We start from the raw sequence: 15,011 nt of genomic DNA, 5'->3' as shown, positions 1-15,011 counted from the left end.
CCTTGGCGCCGTGTTCATTGATCTGGTTCGGCGCTCTCCCGCTCCACTGGCGCGATAGGCTCGGGGGCCTTGCGGTGCAGCCCTTGTTCCTCGACCGCCTTCAGGCGGACCACTGAAACCGAGCAAAGGGCCTGCGCCACGACTTTGGTCGAGACGCTGCCGAGGTGACGGCGAATTGCCGAGGACGCCCTTGCTCCAACGACGATGTGTCCGACGTCATTGTGCTCGGCGTAGTTGAGGATCGCATCGGCGGCGCTGACCGCCTCCAGGACATGGTAGCTGATGCGGTCTTCCGGCAGGTGCAGCGGACGGGCCCAGTCCTTCAGTGCGACGAGTCGCCTCAGATACTCCGAGCGACCCGTTTCGTCGGCCGCCGGCGCCTCGCCGATGATCTCGGTCTTCAGCACCGTTACACAGGCCAGCCAGGAATCCTCGCGCGATGCAAGCACACGAGCGGTTTCGCTGAGAACTTCGCCTGCCAGCGCATCGCTGCCATTGGCTAGATCGACCGCGGCAAGAACAATTGACGGTCCGGCCTGTGTCCTCGACATGGTCGGCTTGCCGACAAGCGATCTCTCATCCGTCTTGCGAAACAGCCTCGTGATCGCAGCCCATACACCCACATCCTGGGGCTTACGTCTGACAACCACTACCTGGTCGGGGTTCCTCAGGTCGGACAGAACCTGTGCGGCCTCGACATATCGTCGAGACCTGTCCACTTCCATGCATCGCAGGATGATGGCTTCCAGCCACCGCGGAATGGCCTCGTTGATATCTCGCGGCGGCCTGGGGCCATGATAGAGCCTGCGCTTCATCCCGGCGAAAGTCGCCGGACGCCCGAACGGTTCTTCGCCGGTCGCCAGCTGATAAAGGATGCAACCGAGTGCAAACAGATCGCTTGCGGGATCGGATCTCTCTCCGAGCACCTGTTCGGGCGAAATATAGGCGGCGGTGCCCATCGGCACGGAGCTTTCGGCGCCGAGAAGATCGGGGAGCTCCGCGTGCCGGGCGAGCCCGAAGTCGAGCAGCACCGCGCCGCGCTTGGCAAGGATGATGTTCTCGGGCTTGAGATCGAGATGAACGACCTTCTGCCGGTGGAGGGCGGCAAGTGCCGTCGCGATCTCGGTTCCGATTCTTGCCACCTCGTCCACCTGCAGCGGCGCGTTGCCTACGACATCTGCGAGGCCGGTGCCGGCCACGAACTCCATGGCAATATAGGGAACCTGCGCCAGACTGCCGGATGCCGCGAAACGCGGCACATGTGGTCCCGACAGGCGTTTCAGGATGAGCTCCTCCGCCTCGAAACCGAGGATGACGGAAACATCCCCGCCCGGGTCGAGAAAAGGGATCTTCAGCACAAGCGGGAAATCGTACCGCGGGTTGGTCGCGCGCCACAGCGAGGCCATGCCGCCGGTGGGCAGCTTTTCGACCAGCTCGAAACCATCGATGACTGTCCCTGCCTCAAACCGTTGCATGGAATACGCCTCCTCAGCGGCCGATCTTCAAACGCATGCCAAGCCACCCGGGCAGACCGGCGGCCTGGATCTTGCGGGCCGTCTCTTCGTGATCATAGGGAACACGAACCATCGTGACCTCGTGCCGCTCCGTGTCGACGAGAGCATAACACGCCGCCGGATTGCCATCGCGGGGTTGGCCGACCGCACCGACAACCACCAGATGCCGTGCCAGCGCGGACAAAGGCACCGCCACGTTGTCCAGCGGCCGAAAATGGATCGGCCGGCGGCCCGGCAGCGCGTAATAGACAGCCGGAACGTGGGTATGGCCGCAGAAAATGAAACGGGCATCGCTTGACGACAGGCAGCGTTCTGCTGCGTCGACGTCGCGTATATAAAACCATTTTGCCGGCCGCTCCGCACTGGCGTGCACATACAGCCGGTCTTCGGATTGCAGCGAAAGCGGCAATCGCGCCAGGAAATCGAAATGCGCCGGAGCGAGGCGTTCGCGGGTCCATTGGACGGCGAACCGCGCATTTTCGGTCATATCACTCCGGTTCAGAACCACCGCCTCATCGTGGTTGCCGAGAACGCAAAGCGCCCCCTGGGCTACCAGATCGGCGGCCTTCTCGACCACATGGACGGGATCAGGCCCATAGCCGACCAGATCACCCAGCAACACCAGTTGGTCCGGTTCACGCTTGTAGACAGCCTCCAGCACCGCGTCGAACGCCTCGCGATTGGCATGGATGTCGGACAGGATCGCGATGCGCATTCAACATTATCCCGGGGATCGGCGGAACATCGCAAGTCACTTGCCGCGACGGATATCAGCTGGCCCAGTACCCAACATCCCCCCAGTCGCCAAAAAAGCCAAACAGGGTTTTAGGGCCCTGATCGGTTAGCTGCTTGATTTGGATCAAGAACCGGTAGGGACTGGTTCGGCGCAAAACGCGTCCACCGTCAGCGGAACAATCGTTTTTCGGCTCTCCGCGACAGGAGAAACGCGCGCCATTGCGCCCCGACTCAAAGTCTCCGGCAAAACTGTTGTCAATTGGACTTATGGCGATGGCCGCCACTGGATCGCCGCTGTTTTTTTTCGCGGGTCCGTCGTTACATTGACGTTATCTAATCGGTTTTTTTCTGTGTGTTGTATCGGAGCGTTTCGGGCGGGGGGCGACCGAAGGCGCTATATGGATTTCGAATCGAAATGAAGAATCCCCCTGCGGAAGCAAAGACGTGTCACTTCGCGAGAATCTCGCTGCAAACCTCAGACGACTCTGCAAGGAACATGCCTCTGTAAGCGCGGTGTGCCGTGAGCTGCATATCAACCGCACGCAGTTCGAACGCTACCTGCAGGGACAGACCGTTCCGAACAAAGCCACCGCCAAGCTGATATGCGACTACTTCCGCATCAACGAAGCCGAGCTGTACCAGTATCCCGACACCCCCGAGCCAGCGGCCAGCGGCCTGCCGCCGATTTCCGAGGCGCTGTTCAAACAGATGATCCGCCCTCCCAGTCCATCGATCGCGGGGGGCACCTATTTCACTTATTTTTCGATCCCGACCCATCCCGACCTCCTGATGCGGTCGGTGACGTTCGTGCGGCGTGACGTCGAGCTGGTCACGTTCCGACGGGTCACCGGATGGTCGGAGCGCCAGGGGTCGACCTGGGCGCGTGCGCGCGGCAACCACTATGGTGTGGCGATCGCACGCCTGAACTGGATCTATTTCAGCGGAATCAATCGCCGCCAGACCGGCGAACCGTCGCTGATCTCCGTGCAGTGGGCTCCCATCTCGGAGCCGGTGCTGACCGGCAAGGCCATGCTTCTGACGGAGGCCGGGCCAGCATTCGTGTCCGTCATCATGCGGCAGGACGTAGCCAACATCCCGCCAAGACAAGCGATCAAAATGGCGCATGTCATCAGGCTCGACGATCCGGGCGTCGACCCGCTCGTGGTCAGTCTCGCCCGCGACGGGTTGGGCTAGCCATGGCTTACGCTAAATATGAACAAGATACACCGAAAAAGCGTACACCAACGATAGTTTACTCTGTGTTTGAGTAAAATCGATTTTTTACACTTTCCAGCAAAGAAATATAATTCACGACGTGTTCTTCGGATAGCAGATTTACTGCTATTTTAATAACCCGCTAACTCTTTCGAACTTACCTTTCTTGTTGCGGATCCCGTTTTTGGGGGTCTTTCAACAGATCCCATGGGGGTCAGGAAAGGGATGAAAATGGCGAAGAAAGTGAACACGGCTCCGAAGCTGACGATTGCCGCCGGCACGCAGGCCGCCTTCTTTTCCCAGGGCATGCACTACAACAAGCGCTGAAGTCGTTCGGCGCCGATGAGCGGTTTGCTCGTCGGCGCCTCGGCTCCACGGACGGCATTCAGCATCATGAAAATGCGCTCTTCAAAAACGCTTGTTTTCTACCCTGGACCGAACAAGGTCACCGGGTGCAATTTCCTGACCAGGAACGTGTTTGAATGCGGCCCCGAGGTGATCGGTCTTCTCGCTTCGTGGGACAAATGGGCGTCGATAGCGGATATCGCCCGCGCCCATGGATGGTCGAAGTCCGAACTGAAGGCTGTCGTTCCCCGGTTGCTCGATTTTTCCGCCCTGGTGACCGCCGGATCGCCGCTCGCCGAACAGGAGGCGCAGTTCACCGGACAATGGAACTGGGGCATTCCGACCGCGCTGATGCATTTCTGCGTGCAGGACAGCGAGTTCATGACCATCGAGCAGGCGGAAGAGCGGCAGATCGAACGCGCCGTTCACACGCCGCAGCCGGACCTCCTGCTCAGGAATTCCCCGGGCGCCATTCGCCTGCCGAACGCATTGGAAGACAACGAACTTCTCGCCCTGATGGCGCGGCGCCGCACCAACCGCACGGCGGCGACGCCCACCATCACGTCGGAACAGCTTTCCGACTGCCTGTTTGCAGGCATGGGCATTACCGGCGAGACCACCAACTGCGTCGGCGCCCTGCCGCTTGGCATGACGCCTTCCGGCGGCGCGAGAAATCCCTATGAGGCCTATGTGGTCGCGCAGGCGGTCGAAGGTCTCGAACCCGGCGTCTACCACTATTCCGCCGCCGATCACGACCTTGGCAGGATTTCCGCAAACCACCTGCCGAAGATCTCCGAACTGGTCGGCGGGCAGGAGTGGGCGGACGCCATGCCATGCCTGATCCTGCTGTGCGCGAAGCTCGATCGCACTATGTGGAAGTACGAGGATGCCAACGCCTATCGTGTCGTGCTGATCGAGGCCGGCCATATCGGCCAGAACATCATGCTGGCGGCGACCAATCATGGCTTGTCGGCGTGCCCCACGGCCGCGCTCAGTCATTCGGCAATCAAGCGCCTGCTCGGCCTGGACCGCCTCACCGACGCGCCCGTCTATGCCTTGACCATCTCGACTCCGCAAACATGCCCGTCTTCAGTGGGCCAATCGATCAATTAGTCGACTTAGTATGTCCAGAACGGCCAGTACTACGTTCCCTGAGTTCCACCCGATCACGACAGGAGCAGCACGTGTCAAATCAGTCCTTACGCCAGTCCGAGATAGACAGCCTTCAATATATTTCGTCGATGACCAACGAGCTGGTGCAGATGGCCGAAGCAAGCCGCTTTCCGATGATCTCCTATCTCTTGGGCATGGCCTATGCCGAGGCCTTCGACGCTCTTCGCGGCGCACGGCCGGCGAGGCATGCGCAGTTCAGCGGCAACCCGCTGCACTCCAAGCTGCACGCAAAAGACAATCGCGCCCAGCCGAGGAGAGCGTAGCGGCATGCAATCGTCAGCCGCATGCGCGGCGGCTGGCGTTGTCCGACAGAATCGTTGAACCCGCTCCAATCAGTCGTTTTTTGCGCAATTCCAGACGGAAGACCGTCACACGCTTTTCTCGGAATTCAGGGGGACCTCGCCAATGAACATGACTGTCAACATCAGAGGCATTGATGTCAGGGAAAGCATTTTCAGCCGGCTTGACGCCCTGATCGCCGGGCGGCCGCCATCGCCGGATGCCGCGCGGGTCGAGGCCCGCCAACTCATCTCGATGGCAATCGCCGAGACCTGCCAGGCCGACAGTCTCTGGGGCGCGGTGGACGCCTTTCATGCCCATTTTGACTTCATGATGCGGACCATCGACATCAATGGTGCCGACGACCCGAACCTCAGGATCCTGCGCACGAAATGCCGCTTCTATCTGGAACAGGTCGAGGCCTTGTGCCTGTCGCAGCGCTATTGATCGGCTGATCCCTGCTCCGGCCCCTATTTGCGCAGGCTGAACACGAAGGGGGCCGTACGGCTGACACGGGAACCGAGTTCCGCCGGTGGCGCCGGCACCGTGGCGCCCTGAAGCACGGCGAGCGCCGCACGGTCGAGATCCGGGTCGCCGGAAGAACGAGCCATCCGGGCGGACAGTACGCGCCCGGAAGAATCGATCGTGAATGTGACCCTCACGTCGCCTTCCACGCGTCGGGCCCTCGCCGCACTCGGATAGCGCGTATGCCGCCTGATCCAGGCCGCCAGGCTGGAGTTCCATCTGGCGGGGTTCACGCCCGATCGCGAAGCCGTTTCGGCCGACTTCGGCGCGGCTGTCTTGGCCGCCGGCCTAGCGTCGGCACTGGCGACGGTTGCCGTCTTCGGCGGCACCGCCTTCTCCTTCCTTGGCCGCGGCCTGGGCTTCTCGACAGGCTTTTTCGCCTTGGCTTCAACCGGTTTCCTTTCCTTGGGCGCTTCGACCGGTTTCGCCTGCGGCAGCGGAATGATCACGTCGGGCGCGACGGTCTCGACAATATCGGGGACGACTTCCTCCAACGGCGGCTGGTCGGCCTGTTCAGCCACGTCGGTTTGGACGGGTTCGGTCTCGTCGGGCGGAACCGCTTCCTGTTCGACAACCGGCATCTGTTCCACCGGCTTTTCCGGTGCCGCCTCCGGCTCGGTCTGATCGGGCGTCACCGCGTCCAGCGCGGCAATCTGTTCTTCCACAGCCGGCATTGCCACCATCGGCGCCATCTCGATCACCTGGGCCGGCGGCGGGCCGCCATCCGATTCGTCGACCAGGCTGAAGCTCTGCACGGCATAGGCAACCGCGACATGGGCTCCAAGGACCAGTAGGGCCGCGCCTGCCCACAAGCCAATATCGCGCCAACCGAAACGCGAAAGCTCCACCATGGGCAAGGCAGCCGATGGCGTCATGGCAACGCCGCTCCAGTGGCGGCCGGGGCGGCGGCCGCGGGCAATGTTTCCAGGCCGACCAGCGCGATATTCAGATAGCCGGCGCCGCGCAGCAGGTTCATCACTTGCATCAGGTCGCCATAGCCGACCGACTTGTCGGCGCGAAGGAAGATGCGCGTCTGCTTGTCGCCCCTGGTTCTGCTGTCCAGCGTGGCGGCGAAAGCCGGGCGTGACACGGCATCGTTGCCGATCGCCAGCGTCAGATCTTCCTTCAACGTCAGGAACAGCGGTGTCTCGGGTCGTGGCGCGGGCGTTGCGGTCGAGCCCGGCAGATCGACGTTGACATCAACCGTTGCCAGCGGTGCGGCGACCATGAAGATGATAAGCAGCACCAGGATGACGTCTATGAACGGCGTGACATTGATCTCATGGCTCTCCTCGAGCTCGTCGTCCATGGTCTGTCGAATTCTGCCTGCCATGGCGTTGCTCCGCTGCTGCGCCGCCATCATCCCGCTGCCGTCGTCGGCGAGACGGCGCGGAAATCCAGATCGCGGCTGACCAGCCGTTCGACGCCCGCCGACGCGTCGGCGAGGATCTGGCGGTAGCCGGCTATGGAGCGCGCGAAGACGTTGTAGATGACGACGGCCGGTATCGCCGCGACGAGGCCCATCGCCGTAGCCAGCAAGGCTTCGGCAATACCGGGAGCGACCACGGCGAGATTGGTGGTCTGCGCCTGCGATATGCCGATGAACGCGTTCATGATGCCCCAGACGGTACCGAACAGGCCGACAAAGGGCGCCGTCGAGCCGATCGTCGCCAGCACGCCGGTGCCACGCGACATGCGCCGCGACGCCGCGGCCTCGATGCGCGACAGGCGCGAGGTGACCCGCTCCTTCAGCCCGTCACTGCGGACATGGTTGAGCGCACCGGCCGAAAGCGCGGTCTCCTCCTCGGCCGCCCGCACCAGAAGCGCGCCGGGCCCGCCGCTGCGGTCGAGCGCGCGGCTGGCCTGCTTGAGCGTCGCGGCATCGCCGATGGCCCGGACGGCGCGTCGGATGCGCAGCTTGCCACTGAAAATCTCCAACGATTTGGCCAGCCATATCGTCCAGGTGACGAGGGAGGCAAAGGCCAGTCCGATCATCACTGCCTTGACGATGATATCGGCCGCCATGAACATGCCCCACGGCGACAGATCATGCGGCAGGGTCAGCTCCATCGCCGTCGACGGTCCGGCCTCGACTGGCGAACTGGCGACCGGCTGGATGCCTGGCTGCTGTTGCACGGGCGCCGCCGCTGCTGGAGGGGCAGCAGCAGGTGCTGCAGCAGGTGCGGTGGGCGCCTCGATCGCGCGGGCAGCAGCGCCCGATTGCCCCTGGGCGGCCGCACTACCGGCCGACAGGATCACGGATGCGGCCAACGCCGCCAGCAGACCATTTCTCGACAACAGCTTCTCTCCAGTGCGGCCGCCCGCATTTCCAGATCCGGGCTTCGGCGAGCGAGTTGTCCGGTTGACTATAAAACATGAAATTGCTAGTCAACATTGAAGAAGACTTCAACAGTCAACAAATCGTCGTGACGTGCCGGCGGCGTCTAACCGGCGGCTGGCCGTCGCCCAGCATCTCGCTTCTTCGCGTTAGGGCTGCTGCATGGGTGGACGGCAGCAACTTCGCCGGTCAGGATGGACCTCACGATGGGTGAGGAGAGAACCACTGATGATCAAGGCGAGGCCCTTCGATTTCCCCTATGACGGCAGACTTGTTGCGGAAAGCACCGCGCTGATCGTCATCGACCTGCAGCAGGATTTCCTGTCGACGACGGGCTACTTCGCCAGGCAGGGCTATGATCCGTCGCCGCTAAGGGCGATCCTGCCGACGGTGAGCCGGCTGATCGCCGCCGCCCGCGGGGCCGGCCTGACGATCATCCACACAAGGCAGGGTTACAGGGCTGATATGGCCGACATGACGCCCTACGAGAAATGGCGCCGCAAGCGCGCCGGTCTCGAAGGCACCGAAATCCTGCTGCGCTCGGGCCCAGGTTTTCAGATCGTTCCAGAGATCGACGTCGCGCCGCAGGACATCATCGTCGACAAGACCTGCAACAGCGCCTTCACCTATACGGATTTCGAGCTTGTCCTGCGCGCGCAAGGCATCACGCATCTGTTGTTTTCAGGATGCACGACGGATGTGTGCGTCCACACCACGCTGCGTGAGGCCTGCGACCGCAATTTTCAGTGCCTGACGATCTCGGATGCCTGCGCCAGCGGTGACAGGCAGGCGCACGAAGCCGCGCTTCACATGGTGACGGTCGAGGACGGCGTCTTCGGCGCGCTGGCTGATTCCGCCGCCGTCATCGAAGCCCTGTCACGGCTGACCGACGCGACAGGCTAGTTCAAGGGCCGCCACGGCATCTATCAACCCGCTGCACGCGTCTCCGGCCTGGTGCGAGACGCAAACGCCCCGGGCTGGAATTCGTCGGTTTCGCGACGCGCCAGGGAGTTGCGCAACAAGGCGATCGTTTCCCGGCCGACCGTTGCGATCTCGCGCGGCGTGTCGACGCCGACAAGCATGAATTCATCGATCCCGAGCCCGGCATAGGCAAGCAGCGACAGGGCGACCTGGGCCGGCGGCCCGGAAACGTCGACCGCCTTGTGGCCGGTGGTGAAAACACCCCGGTGGATCCTGACCGGAAGCGCAAAGCGCAGCTTGCTCGCCCGGCCGTGTTCGGCGGCGGCGCCACGCACCCGCTCCATCAACTGCCGGACCTCCTCGATCGAGCCCTCCGCCAGTTCAAAGACATCGGCATGCCGGCCGGCCACCTTGAGCGCCGTGCCGGATTGCCCGCCCATGCGGATGGTCAGGTCGGCGCCGTGAGGACCCTTGCGAGGCACATAGCCGCCCTTGATGCTGTAGAACGCGCCTTCGTGGTCGAAGGGGCGGTCGTTCGACCACAGCCGCTTCAGCAGCACCAGATATTCGTCGATGCGCTGCCAGACGACCTTATGCCCGGCCGGCCGTGTCTCGGCATCGTCGTCGCTCAACGGCTCGCCGATCATCCTGAGCGCCAGACGTCCGCCGCTTTTCCTGTCGATCGATGCCAGCTGGCGCGCCGCCACCGTCGGTTCGACCACGCCCGCCCAGTGGGTGAGCACGACTTCGAGCGACGAGGTGCGATCGAGCACCTGGGCGGCAAGATCCATGTTGGTCAGCAGTCCGGCCGAATCGTCGACGACGATCTTGCGGAAGCCGCTGTCCTCGATCAGCCCAAGCTTGGTCGCGGTTTCGGCGAAATCATAGAAGAACGGAGCCGTAGTGTCGGCAGGGTGCGTTTTGCCGGGAACATGCGTGAACTCGATCGGCATTGCCATCTCCTCCGTTACGTCAGGCGCGCAAAAGCGCACCGAGGATTCGGTTCATTCAACTCCGATTGACTAGAAGCGGTGGGCGGCTAGCCCCGGTCGATCCGACGACTCAGGGAATAAGGCCCAGGACAACTGCCCCGGTGAACACGAACGCAAGGGCAAATACGAGATAGGCGAAAGCTCCGGCATAGGCCGGGCGAAAAGTCGGGGCATTGGCCAGCCGCTGGCCGTTGCCGTCAGTCTGAGCGTTCTGGATATAGGACATATCGACCTCCGTCTCGCCGCTTAATCTATAAAACTTGTAGACTTTGTCGATTGCTATTTTTGAGCCAAAAGCAGAATAATTTTCTCCCATATAGTCTCAAATTGGTTCTCGTTTGCTGAGATGGCTATCTTGGCCGCCGATCGACCTCGCATTTCCATGGTCTCCCTGCGCGGCTGAATGGGCCTATATTCTTGTTCTCACTGCACCCACTTGGTGCATTGGCCGCCCGGTGCGCGCGCGATAGAATCGCCAAACCAGCAAACGAAAATCATCAAACAGGGGAGCGGGAAAATGGGCACAAGACTGGCCGGCAAGGTTGCCATCATTTCGGGCGGCGCGACGGGCATGGGCGGGGCGGCCTCGGAGCTGTTCGCGGCGGAAGGCGCCAAGGTGGCGATCATCGACCGCAACGGCGAGGCGGCCGCCGCCACAGCCGCGGTGATCCGCGCGCGCGGCCACGTTGCCGAGCACTTTGTCGCCGACGTGTCCGACGAAGCGCAGGTCGAGGCTGCCGTGAAGGGCGCGACGGAAAAACTCGGTCCGGTCACCGTGCTCTTCAACCATGCCGGCACCATCGTCATCAAACCCTTCTTGGAGACCACCGTTCAGGAATGGGACTGGCTGCATGCCGTCAATGTGCGCTCGATGTTCCTGATGACGCGCGCGGTGCTGCCCGGCATGATTGCGGCTGGCGGCGGCTCGATCGTCTGCACCTCTTCGATCTCGGCGGTTGCGGCGACGCCGATGGAGGTGCTCTACGACACCACCAAGGGCGCCTGCCACATGTTCGCCCGCGCCATCGCCGTCGAGTTCCGCGACCGCAACATCCGCTGCAACGCGGTCTGCCCGGGCTTCATCCGCACACCGCACGGCCTGCGCGAGGTCGCCGATCTGGGCCGGCTCGGCGTCGATGTCTCCGACGCGGCCCTTGCGGCGCAGCAGGGCCGGATCGGCGAGCCGGAAGAGGTGGCCAAGGCAGCGCTTTACCTCGCCAGCGACGAGGCCAGCTTCGTCAACGGCGCGTATCTGTTCGTGGATAACGGTTTTACGGCCATGTGAGGCGTCCCGCGGTCCCGGTTCTTCGTCCCAGGGGCAGCTTGGCGCCCTTCCTCTACCCCGTCGATCGGGGGGAGAGGAAAAGACACCAAGTCCTACTCGTCTACCTTTCCTCCCTTCGGAACGGCTTGAGCAGCGCCGATGGCGCCACCGCGTTGCGCGACATCACCGCCATGGCGACGATGGTGAAGATGAAGGGCAGCATCAGGAACGCTTCGTAGGGGATGTGCCCGAGCCCGCTTGCCTGCATGCGCAGCTGCAAGGCATCGACAAAGGCGAACAGTAGGGCCGCGCCCGCCGAGCGCCACGGATCCCAGCGGCCGAACACGACCAGCGCAATCGCCACCCAGCCGCGCCCGGAGACGACGCCGAAGGTGAAGGCGTTGAACTGCGCCATCGACAGGAAGGCGCCGGCCAGTCCCATCAGCGCGCCGCCAAGGATGACCGCCTGGAAGCGCGTGGCGATGACGCTGACACCGGCGGAATCGGCGGCGCGCGGATTTTCACCGACCATGCGCACCGACAGGCCCCATGGCGTGCGGTAGAGCACGAAGGCGGCGAGCGGTATGGCCAGCATCGCCATGTAGACCAGCGAGAACTGGTTGAACACCGCAGGCCCGAGCACCGGAATGCTGGAGAGGACCGGAACCGGCAGCGTCTCGAACCCCTTGATGTTGGGCGGCACCGATTGCTGGCCGAAGATCAGCCGGTAGAGAAAATAGGCGAGGCCCGACGAGAACAGCGTGACGCCAATGCCGCAGACATGCTGGCTGAGGCCGAGCGCCACCGTGAACAGCGCATGCAGCGCGCCCATCAGCATGCCGGTGAGCACCGCCACCAGCACGCCGAGCCACAGGCTGCCGCTGAGGCTGGTGGCGGTGAAGCCGGTCATCGCCGAGAGCAGCATGATGCCTTCGATGCCGAGATTGAGCACGCCGGAGCGCTCGGAGAACATTTCGCCGAGCGTCGCAAACGCCAGCGGCGTGGCGATGCGGATGATGGCGGCGAGGAAGCCGACCTGGAAGATCTGTTCGAACACCGCGCTCATCTGGCAGTTCCGACGCGGCGGATGCGGTAGGCGGTGAACAGCAGCGCCACCAGCATGGCAAGCAAGGCGGTGCCCTGGATGACGTCGCTGAGGAAGGCCGGCACGCCGGTCGCGCGCGACATCGCCTCGGCGCCGGTCATCACGGCGGCGAGGAAGATCGCCGCCGGCACCACGCCCAACGGATTGAGCCGCGCCAGCATGGCAACGACGATGCCGGAATAGCCGTAGCCCGGCGAGATGTCGCTCATCACCTGGAAATGCACGCCGCCGACCTCGCCGACGCCGGCCAGTCCAGCCAGCGCGCCGGACAGCAGCGCGGTCGACAGCAGCACGCGTTCGACATTGATGCCGCCATAGCGCGCCGCTTCCGGGTTTTCGCCGGTGACCCTGATCCTGAAGCCGAGCGTCGTGCGCACGATCAGGAACCAGATCAAAGGTGCGGCGATCAGCGCCACGACGACGCCGAGATGCAGCCGCGTACCTTCGAGCAGCACCGGGAAATTGGCCGAATCCTCGATCGGCGGCGAGATCGGATAGCCGCTGAACGTATCCTTCCACGGCCCTTCGATCAGCGCCATCAGCGCGTAGTAGATGACCGAGTTGAGCAGCAGCGAGCTGACCACATCATCGACCTTGAATTTCACCCGCAGCGTCGCGGGGACGAGGGCGACGGCGGCGCCGGCCGCGGCACCCGCCACCGCCATCAAGACCATGGCCAGCGGCCCCGGCATCGGGATGGCGCCGACAAAGCAGCTGGCCACCGCGCCGGCCAGCAACTGACCCTCGGCGCCGATGTTCCAGAATTTGGCCCGGAAGGCGACGGCCACCGCCAGCCCGGTGAAGATCATCGGTGCGGCGCGCACCATCGTTTCGGTAATCGCGTAGCTGTCGCCGAGCGAGGCCGTGAACATCACGCCATAGGCTTCGAGGACGCCGGCGCCGGCCAGCGCGATCAGGCCGCTGCACAGCACGAGTGTGGCGCCGATCGCCAGCAGCGGCAGCGCGAGGTTGAACCAGGCGGGTGTCGAGGTGCGGACTTCCAGGCGGAACATCAGCTATGGCCCTCCGCCCCGGTCATCATCAGGCCAAGCCGCGCGATCGTCGCATCGGCGCTGTCGAGCGTGCCGACGATGCGGCCCTCATACATCACCGCGATGCGGTCGCAGAGCACGAGCAGTTCTTCGAGATCCTCGCCAATGACGATGATGCCGCAGCCCTTGGCCCGCATGTCGAGGAATTTTTCGTGGATGAAACGGGCGGCACCGATGTCGAGGCCACGTGTCGGCTGCGAGACGATCAGCACCTTCGGATCGAAGGCCAGTTCGCGCGCCAGCAGCGCTTTCTGCAGATTGCCGCCGGACAGCGCGCCGGCGCGGGTCATCGGCCCGGGACACCTGATATCATAGGCCTTGATCTGTGCCTCGGCGAAGGCGCGGATCGCATCCGGCTTGAGCAGGCCCTTCCTGCTGAACGCCGCTGTGCCTATGCGCGGTAGCACCATCGAATCGGCGAGCGGCAGATTGGTGACCAGACCGGTGGTCATGCGGTCTTCCGGGATACGGCCGAGACCAAGCGCCTGCACCTCGCGCGGCGAGAACCGCGAGACTTTTTGGCCGGCGATCGTCATCTGGCCGGCATCGGGCGCACGCACGCCGGAGATGACCTCCGCCAGCGCGCGCTGGCCATTGCCCGACACGCCGGCAATGCCGAGGATCTCGCCGGCGCGGACGGAAAGCGATACGTCGCGCAACGGCGTGCCCGAATGCTGCGAGGTGGAAATACCTTCGAGCGTCAGCACCTCCACACCGGGCGTCGATGGCCCCCTTGCCGGCGGCACGATCTCGTGGCCGCACATCAGTTGCGCCATTGCGGCCGATGTCGTGTTGGCCGGGTCGTCGACGCGGCCGGCGACGCGGCCGTGCCGCAGCACCGTGCAGCGATGCGTCAGCGCCCGCACCTCGTTGAGCTTGTGCGAGATGAAGATGATGCCGAGACCCTGCGCCGCCATCGACCGCAACGCCGAAAACAGCCCGTCGACTTCCGTCGGCGCCAACACCGCCGTCGGCTCGTCGAGGATCAACAGCCTGGCGCCGCGAAACAGCGCCTTGACGATCTCGAGCCGCTGCTGCTCGCCGACCGACAGCGCCGAAACCGGCAGGTCGGGATCGAGTGTCAGCCCATGCTGGCGGCCGATCTCGGCGAGACGGGCCAGACCGCCGACGCGGTCGATCCGTCCCGATTTGCCGGGAATGCCGATGAGCAGATTTTCCAGCACCGTCAGTCGCGGCGCCAGATGAAAATGCTGATGCACCATGCCGATGCCGGCGGCCAGCGCGTCGGCCGAACTGGTGATCCGCACCGGCTCGCCCTGGATGAGGATCTCGCCGGCGTCCGGCGCATAGGCGCCGAACAGCACGTTCATCAGCGTCGTCTTGCCAGCGCCGTTCTCGCCGAGCAGTCCGAGGATCTCGCCCGGTGCAACGCTGAGATCAACGGCCTCGTTCGCCTTGACGGCGCCGAAGCTCTTGGTGATGCCGCGCATTTCGATGAGTGGAGCGGGCAAGGGTTTTTCCCGTTGAGAGGTCACGTTTGCGCGGGTTCACCCTCTCCCTTGTGGGGGTGAGAAGCGGTCCGCACAGCGGAC

General features: G+C 63.6%; 16 protein-coding genes. 6 read left to right on the top strand and 10 right to left on the bottom strand.

Translation table 11 applies throughout. The features are described 5' to 3' along the window. Positions 1–14: 14 nt before the first annotated feature. Together BLS48_RS06260 and BLS48_RS06255 are read right to left on the bottom strand one after the other, a co-directional pair. Positions 15–1,475, bottom strand: a complete 1,461-nt coding sequence (locus BLS48_RS06260) for a bifunctional serine/threonine-protein kinase/universal stress protein (protein WP_091576106.1) — start codon at positions 1,473–1,475, stop codon at positions 15–17. Positions 1,476–1,488: 13 nt separating this feature from the next. Further along, positions 1,489–2,229 carry a metallophosphoesterase family protein gene (locus tag BLS48_RS06255; protein ID WP_091576105.1) on the bottom strand — a complete coding sequence of 247 codons (741 nt, stop codon included), beginning with the start codon at positions 2,227–2,229 and terminating at the stop codon, positions 1,489–1,491. 464 nt (positions 2,230–2,693) lie between these two features. Here BLS48_RS06255 and BLS48_RS06250 point away from each other — a divergent pair, with 464 nt between their 5' ends. The 4 genes from BLS48_RS06250 to BLS48_RS06230 all read left to right on the top strand — a co-directional run bounded on the left by BLS48_RS06250 (position 2,694) and on the right by BLS48_RS06230 (position 5,708). Further along, complete coding sequence (locus tag BLS48_RS06250) at positions 2,694–3,443, top strand: helix-turn-helix domain-containing protein (protein ID WP_091576104.1); 750 nt, start codon at positions 2,694–2,696, stop codon at positions 3,441–3,443. 420 nt (positions 3,444–3,863) lie between these two features. After that, the gene (locus BLS48_RS06240) at positions 3,864–4,922 is read left to right on the top strand and encodes a SagB family peptide dehydrogenase (protein WP_244529522.1); all 1,059 of its coding nucleotides are present in this window, start codon (positions 3,864–3,866) and stop codon (positions 4,920–4,922) included. Between the two features lie 71 nt (positions 4,923–4,993). Beyond that, positions 4,994–5,245 carry a hypothetical protein gene (locus BLS48_RS06235; RefSeq protein WP_091576103.1) on the top strand — a complete coding sequence of 84 codons (252 nt, stop codon included), beginning with the start codon at positions 4,994–4,996 and terminating at the stop codon, positions 5,243–5,245. 142 nt (positions 5,246–5,387) lie between these two features. Then, positions 5,388–5,708, top strand: coding sequence for a hypothetical protein (locus tag BLS48_RS06230; protein ID WP_091576102.1), 321 nt, complete (start codon positions 5,388–5,390; stop codon positions 5,706–5,708). 23 nt (positions 5,709–5,731) lie between these two features. Here BLS48_RS06230 and BLS48_RS06225 read toward each other — a convergent pair whose 3' ends face one another. Genes BLS48_RS06225 through exbB form a run of 3 tightly spaced genes read right to left on the bottom strand, consistent with a single transcriptional unit; the run spans position 5,732 to position 8,084 of the window. Further along, positions 5,732–6,661: a TonB family protein gene (locus tag BLS48_RS06225; RefSeq protein WP_091576101.1), complete on the bottom strand. Its 930-nt coding sequence runs from the start codon at positions 6,659–6,661 to the stop codon at positions 5,732–5,734. Continuing rightward, a complete protein-coding gene (exbD, locus tag BLS48_RS06220) occupies positions 6,658–7,119 on the bottom strand; it encodes a TonB system transport protein ExbD (protein ID WP_091576242.1) in 462 nt (153 codons plus the stop codon). The genes BLS48_RS06225 and exbD overlap by 4 nt, the downstream gene beginning before the upstream one ends. A 26-nt stretch (positions 7,120–7,145) precedes the next feature. Continuing rightward, positions 7,146–8,084 carry a tonB-system energizer ExbB gene (gene exbB / locus BLS48_RS06215; protein ID WP_091576100.1) on the bottom strand — a complete coding sequence of 313 codons (939 nt, stop codon included), beginning with the start codon at positions 8,082–8,084 and terminating at the stop codon, positions 7,146–7,148. 268 nt (positions 8,085–8,352) lie between these two features. Between exbB and BLS48_RS06210 the strand changes: the two genes are divergently transcribed. Beyond that, the gene (locus BLS48_RS06210) at positions 8,353–9,027 is read left to right on the top strand and encodes a cysteine hydrolase family protein (RefSeq protein ID WP_091576099.1); all 675 of its coding nucleotides are present in this window, start codon (positions 8,353–8,355) and stop codon (positions 9,025–9,027) included. Between the two features lie 23 nt (positions 9,028–9,050). Here the strand turns inward: BLS48_RS06210 and BLS48_RS06205 are convergent, their stop codons facing one another. Both BLS48_RS06205 and BLS48_RS35575 read right to left on the bottom strand, forming a co-directional pair. Further along, positions 9,051–9,998: an LLM class flavin-dependent oxidoreductase gene (locus tag BLS48_RS06205; RefSeq protein WP_091576098.1), complete on the bottom strand. Its 948-nt coding sequence runs from the start codon at positions 9,996–9,998 to the stop codon at positions 9,051–9,053. Positions 9,999–10,107: 109 nt separating this feature from the next. Continuing rightward, positions 10,108–10,353: a hypothetical protein gene (locus tag BLS48_RS35575; RefSeq protein ID WP_167364937.1), complete on the bottom strand. Its 246-nt coding sequence runs from the start codon at positions 10,351–10,353 to the stop codon at positions 10,108–10,110. A 201-nt stretch (positions 10,354–10,554) separates the two neighbouring features. Here BLS48_RS35575 and BLS48_RS06195 point away from each other — a divergent pair, with 201 nt between their 5' ends. After that, entirely contained in the window at positions 10,555–11,322 is a 768-nt protein-coding gene (locus BLS48_RS06195; protein ID WP_091576097.1) for an SDR family NAD(P)-dependent oxidoreductase, read from the top strand. A 100-nt stretch (positions 11,323–11,422) separates the two neighbouring features. Here BLS48_RS06195 and BLS48_RS06190 read toward each other — a convergent pair whose 3' ends face one another. From BLS48_RS06190 to BLS48_RS06180, 3 genes are read right to left on the bottom strand one after another with little or no spacing between them, the layout of a single operon-like run. Beyond that, complete coding sequence (locus BLS48_RS06190) at positions 11,423–12,367, bottom strand: ABC transporter permease (RefSeq protein ID WP_091576096.1); 945 nt, start codon at positions 12,365–12,367, stop codon at positions 11,423–11,425. After that, on the bottom strand, positions 12,364–13,419 hold the full coding sequence (locus BLS48_RS06185; protein WP_091576095.1) for an ABC transporter permease: 1,056 nt from the start codon (positions 13,417–13,419) through the stop codon (positions 12,364–12,366). The genes BLS48_RS06190 and BLS48_RS06185 overlap by 4 nt, the downstream gene beginning before the upstream one ends. Continuing rightward, entirely contained in the window at positions 13,419–14,930 is a 1,512-nt protein-coding gene (locus BLS48_RS06180) for an ABC transporter ATP-binding protein (RefSeq protein WP_091576094.1), read from the bottom strand. The genes BLS48_RS06185 and BLS48_RS06180 overlap by 1 nt, the downstream gene beginning before the upstream one ends. Between the last annotated feature and the right edge of the window lie 81 nt (positions 14,931–15,011).

This window comes from Mesorhizobium qingshengii (assembly GCF_900103325.1).
Classification (GTDB): domain Bacteria; phylum Pseudomonadota; class Alphaproteobacteria; order Rhizobiales; family Rhizobiaceae; genus Mesorhizobium; species Mesorhizobium qingshengii.
The sequence above is the reverse complement of the archived record's forward strand: the minus strand, read 5'-3'. Positions and strand labels throughout refer to the sequence as shown.

Bases quoted from the DNA above. Each gene is read 5' to 3' on its own strand.
- BLS48_RS06185 (WP_091576095.1), bottom strand. From the start codon at position 13,419: ATGTTCCGCCTGGAAGTCCGCACCTCGACACCCGCCTGGTTCAACCTC.
- BLS48_RS06205 (WP_091576098.1), bottom strand. From the start codon at position 9,998: ATGCCGATCGAGTTCACGCATGTTCCCGGCAAAACGCACCCTGCCGAC.
- BLS48_RS06190 (WP_091576096.1), bottom strand. From the start codon at position 12,367: ATGAGCGCGGTGTTCGAACAGATCTTCCAGGTCGGCTTCCTCGCCGCC.
- BLS48_RS06195 (WP_091576097.1), top strand. From the start codon at position 10,555: ATGGGCACAAGACTGGCCGGCAAGGTTGCCATCATTTCGGGCGGCGCG.
- BLS48_RS06210 (WP_091576099.1), top strand. From the start codon at position 8,353: ATGATCAAGGCGAGGCCCTTCGATTTCCCCTATGACGGCAGACTTGTT.
- BLS48_RS35575 (WP_167364937.1), bottom strand. From the start codon at position 10,353: ATGGGAGAAAATTATTCTGCTTTTGGCTCAAAAATAGCAATCGACAAA.
- BLS48_RS06230 (WP_091576102.1), top strand. From the start codon at position 5,388: ATGAACATGACTGTCAACATCAGAGGCATTGATGTCAGGGAAAGCATT.
- BLS48_RS06225 (WP_091576101.1), bottom strand. From the start codon at position 6,661: ATGACGCCATCGGCTGCCTTGCCCATGGTGGAGCTTTCGCGTTTCGGT.
- exbD (WP_091576242.1), bottom strand. From the start codon at position 7,119: ATGGCAGGCAGAATTCGACAGACCATGGACGACGAGCTCGAGGAGAGC.
- BLS48_RS06260 (WP_091576106.1), bottom strand. From the start codon at position 1,475: ATGCAACGGTTTGAGGCAGGGACAGTCATCGATGGTTTCGAGCTGGTC.
- BLS48_RS06240 (WP_244529522.1), top strand. From the start codon at position 3,864: ATGCGCTCTTCAAAAACGCTTGTTTTCTACCCTGGACCGAACAAGGTC.
- BLS48_RS06255 (WP_091576105.1), bottom strand. From the start codon at position 2,229: ATGCGCATCGCGATCCTGTCCGACATCCATGCCAATCGCGAGGCGTTC.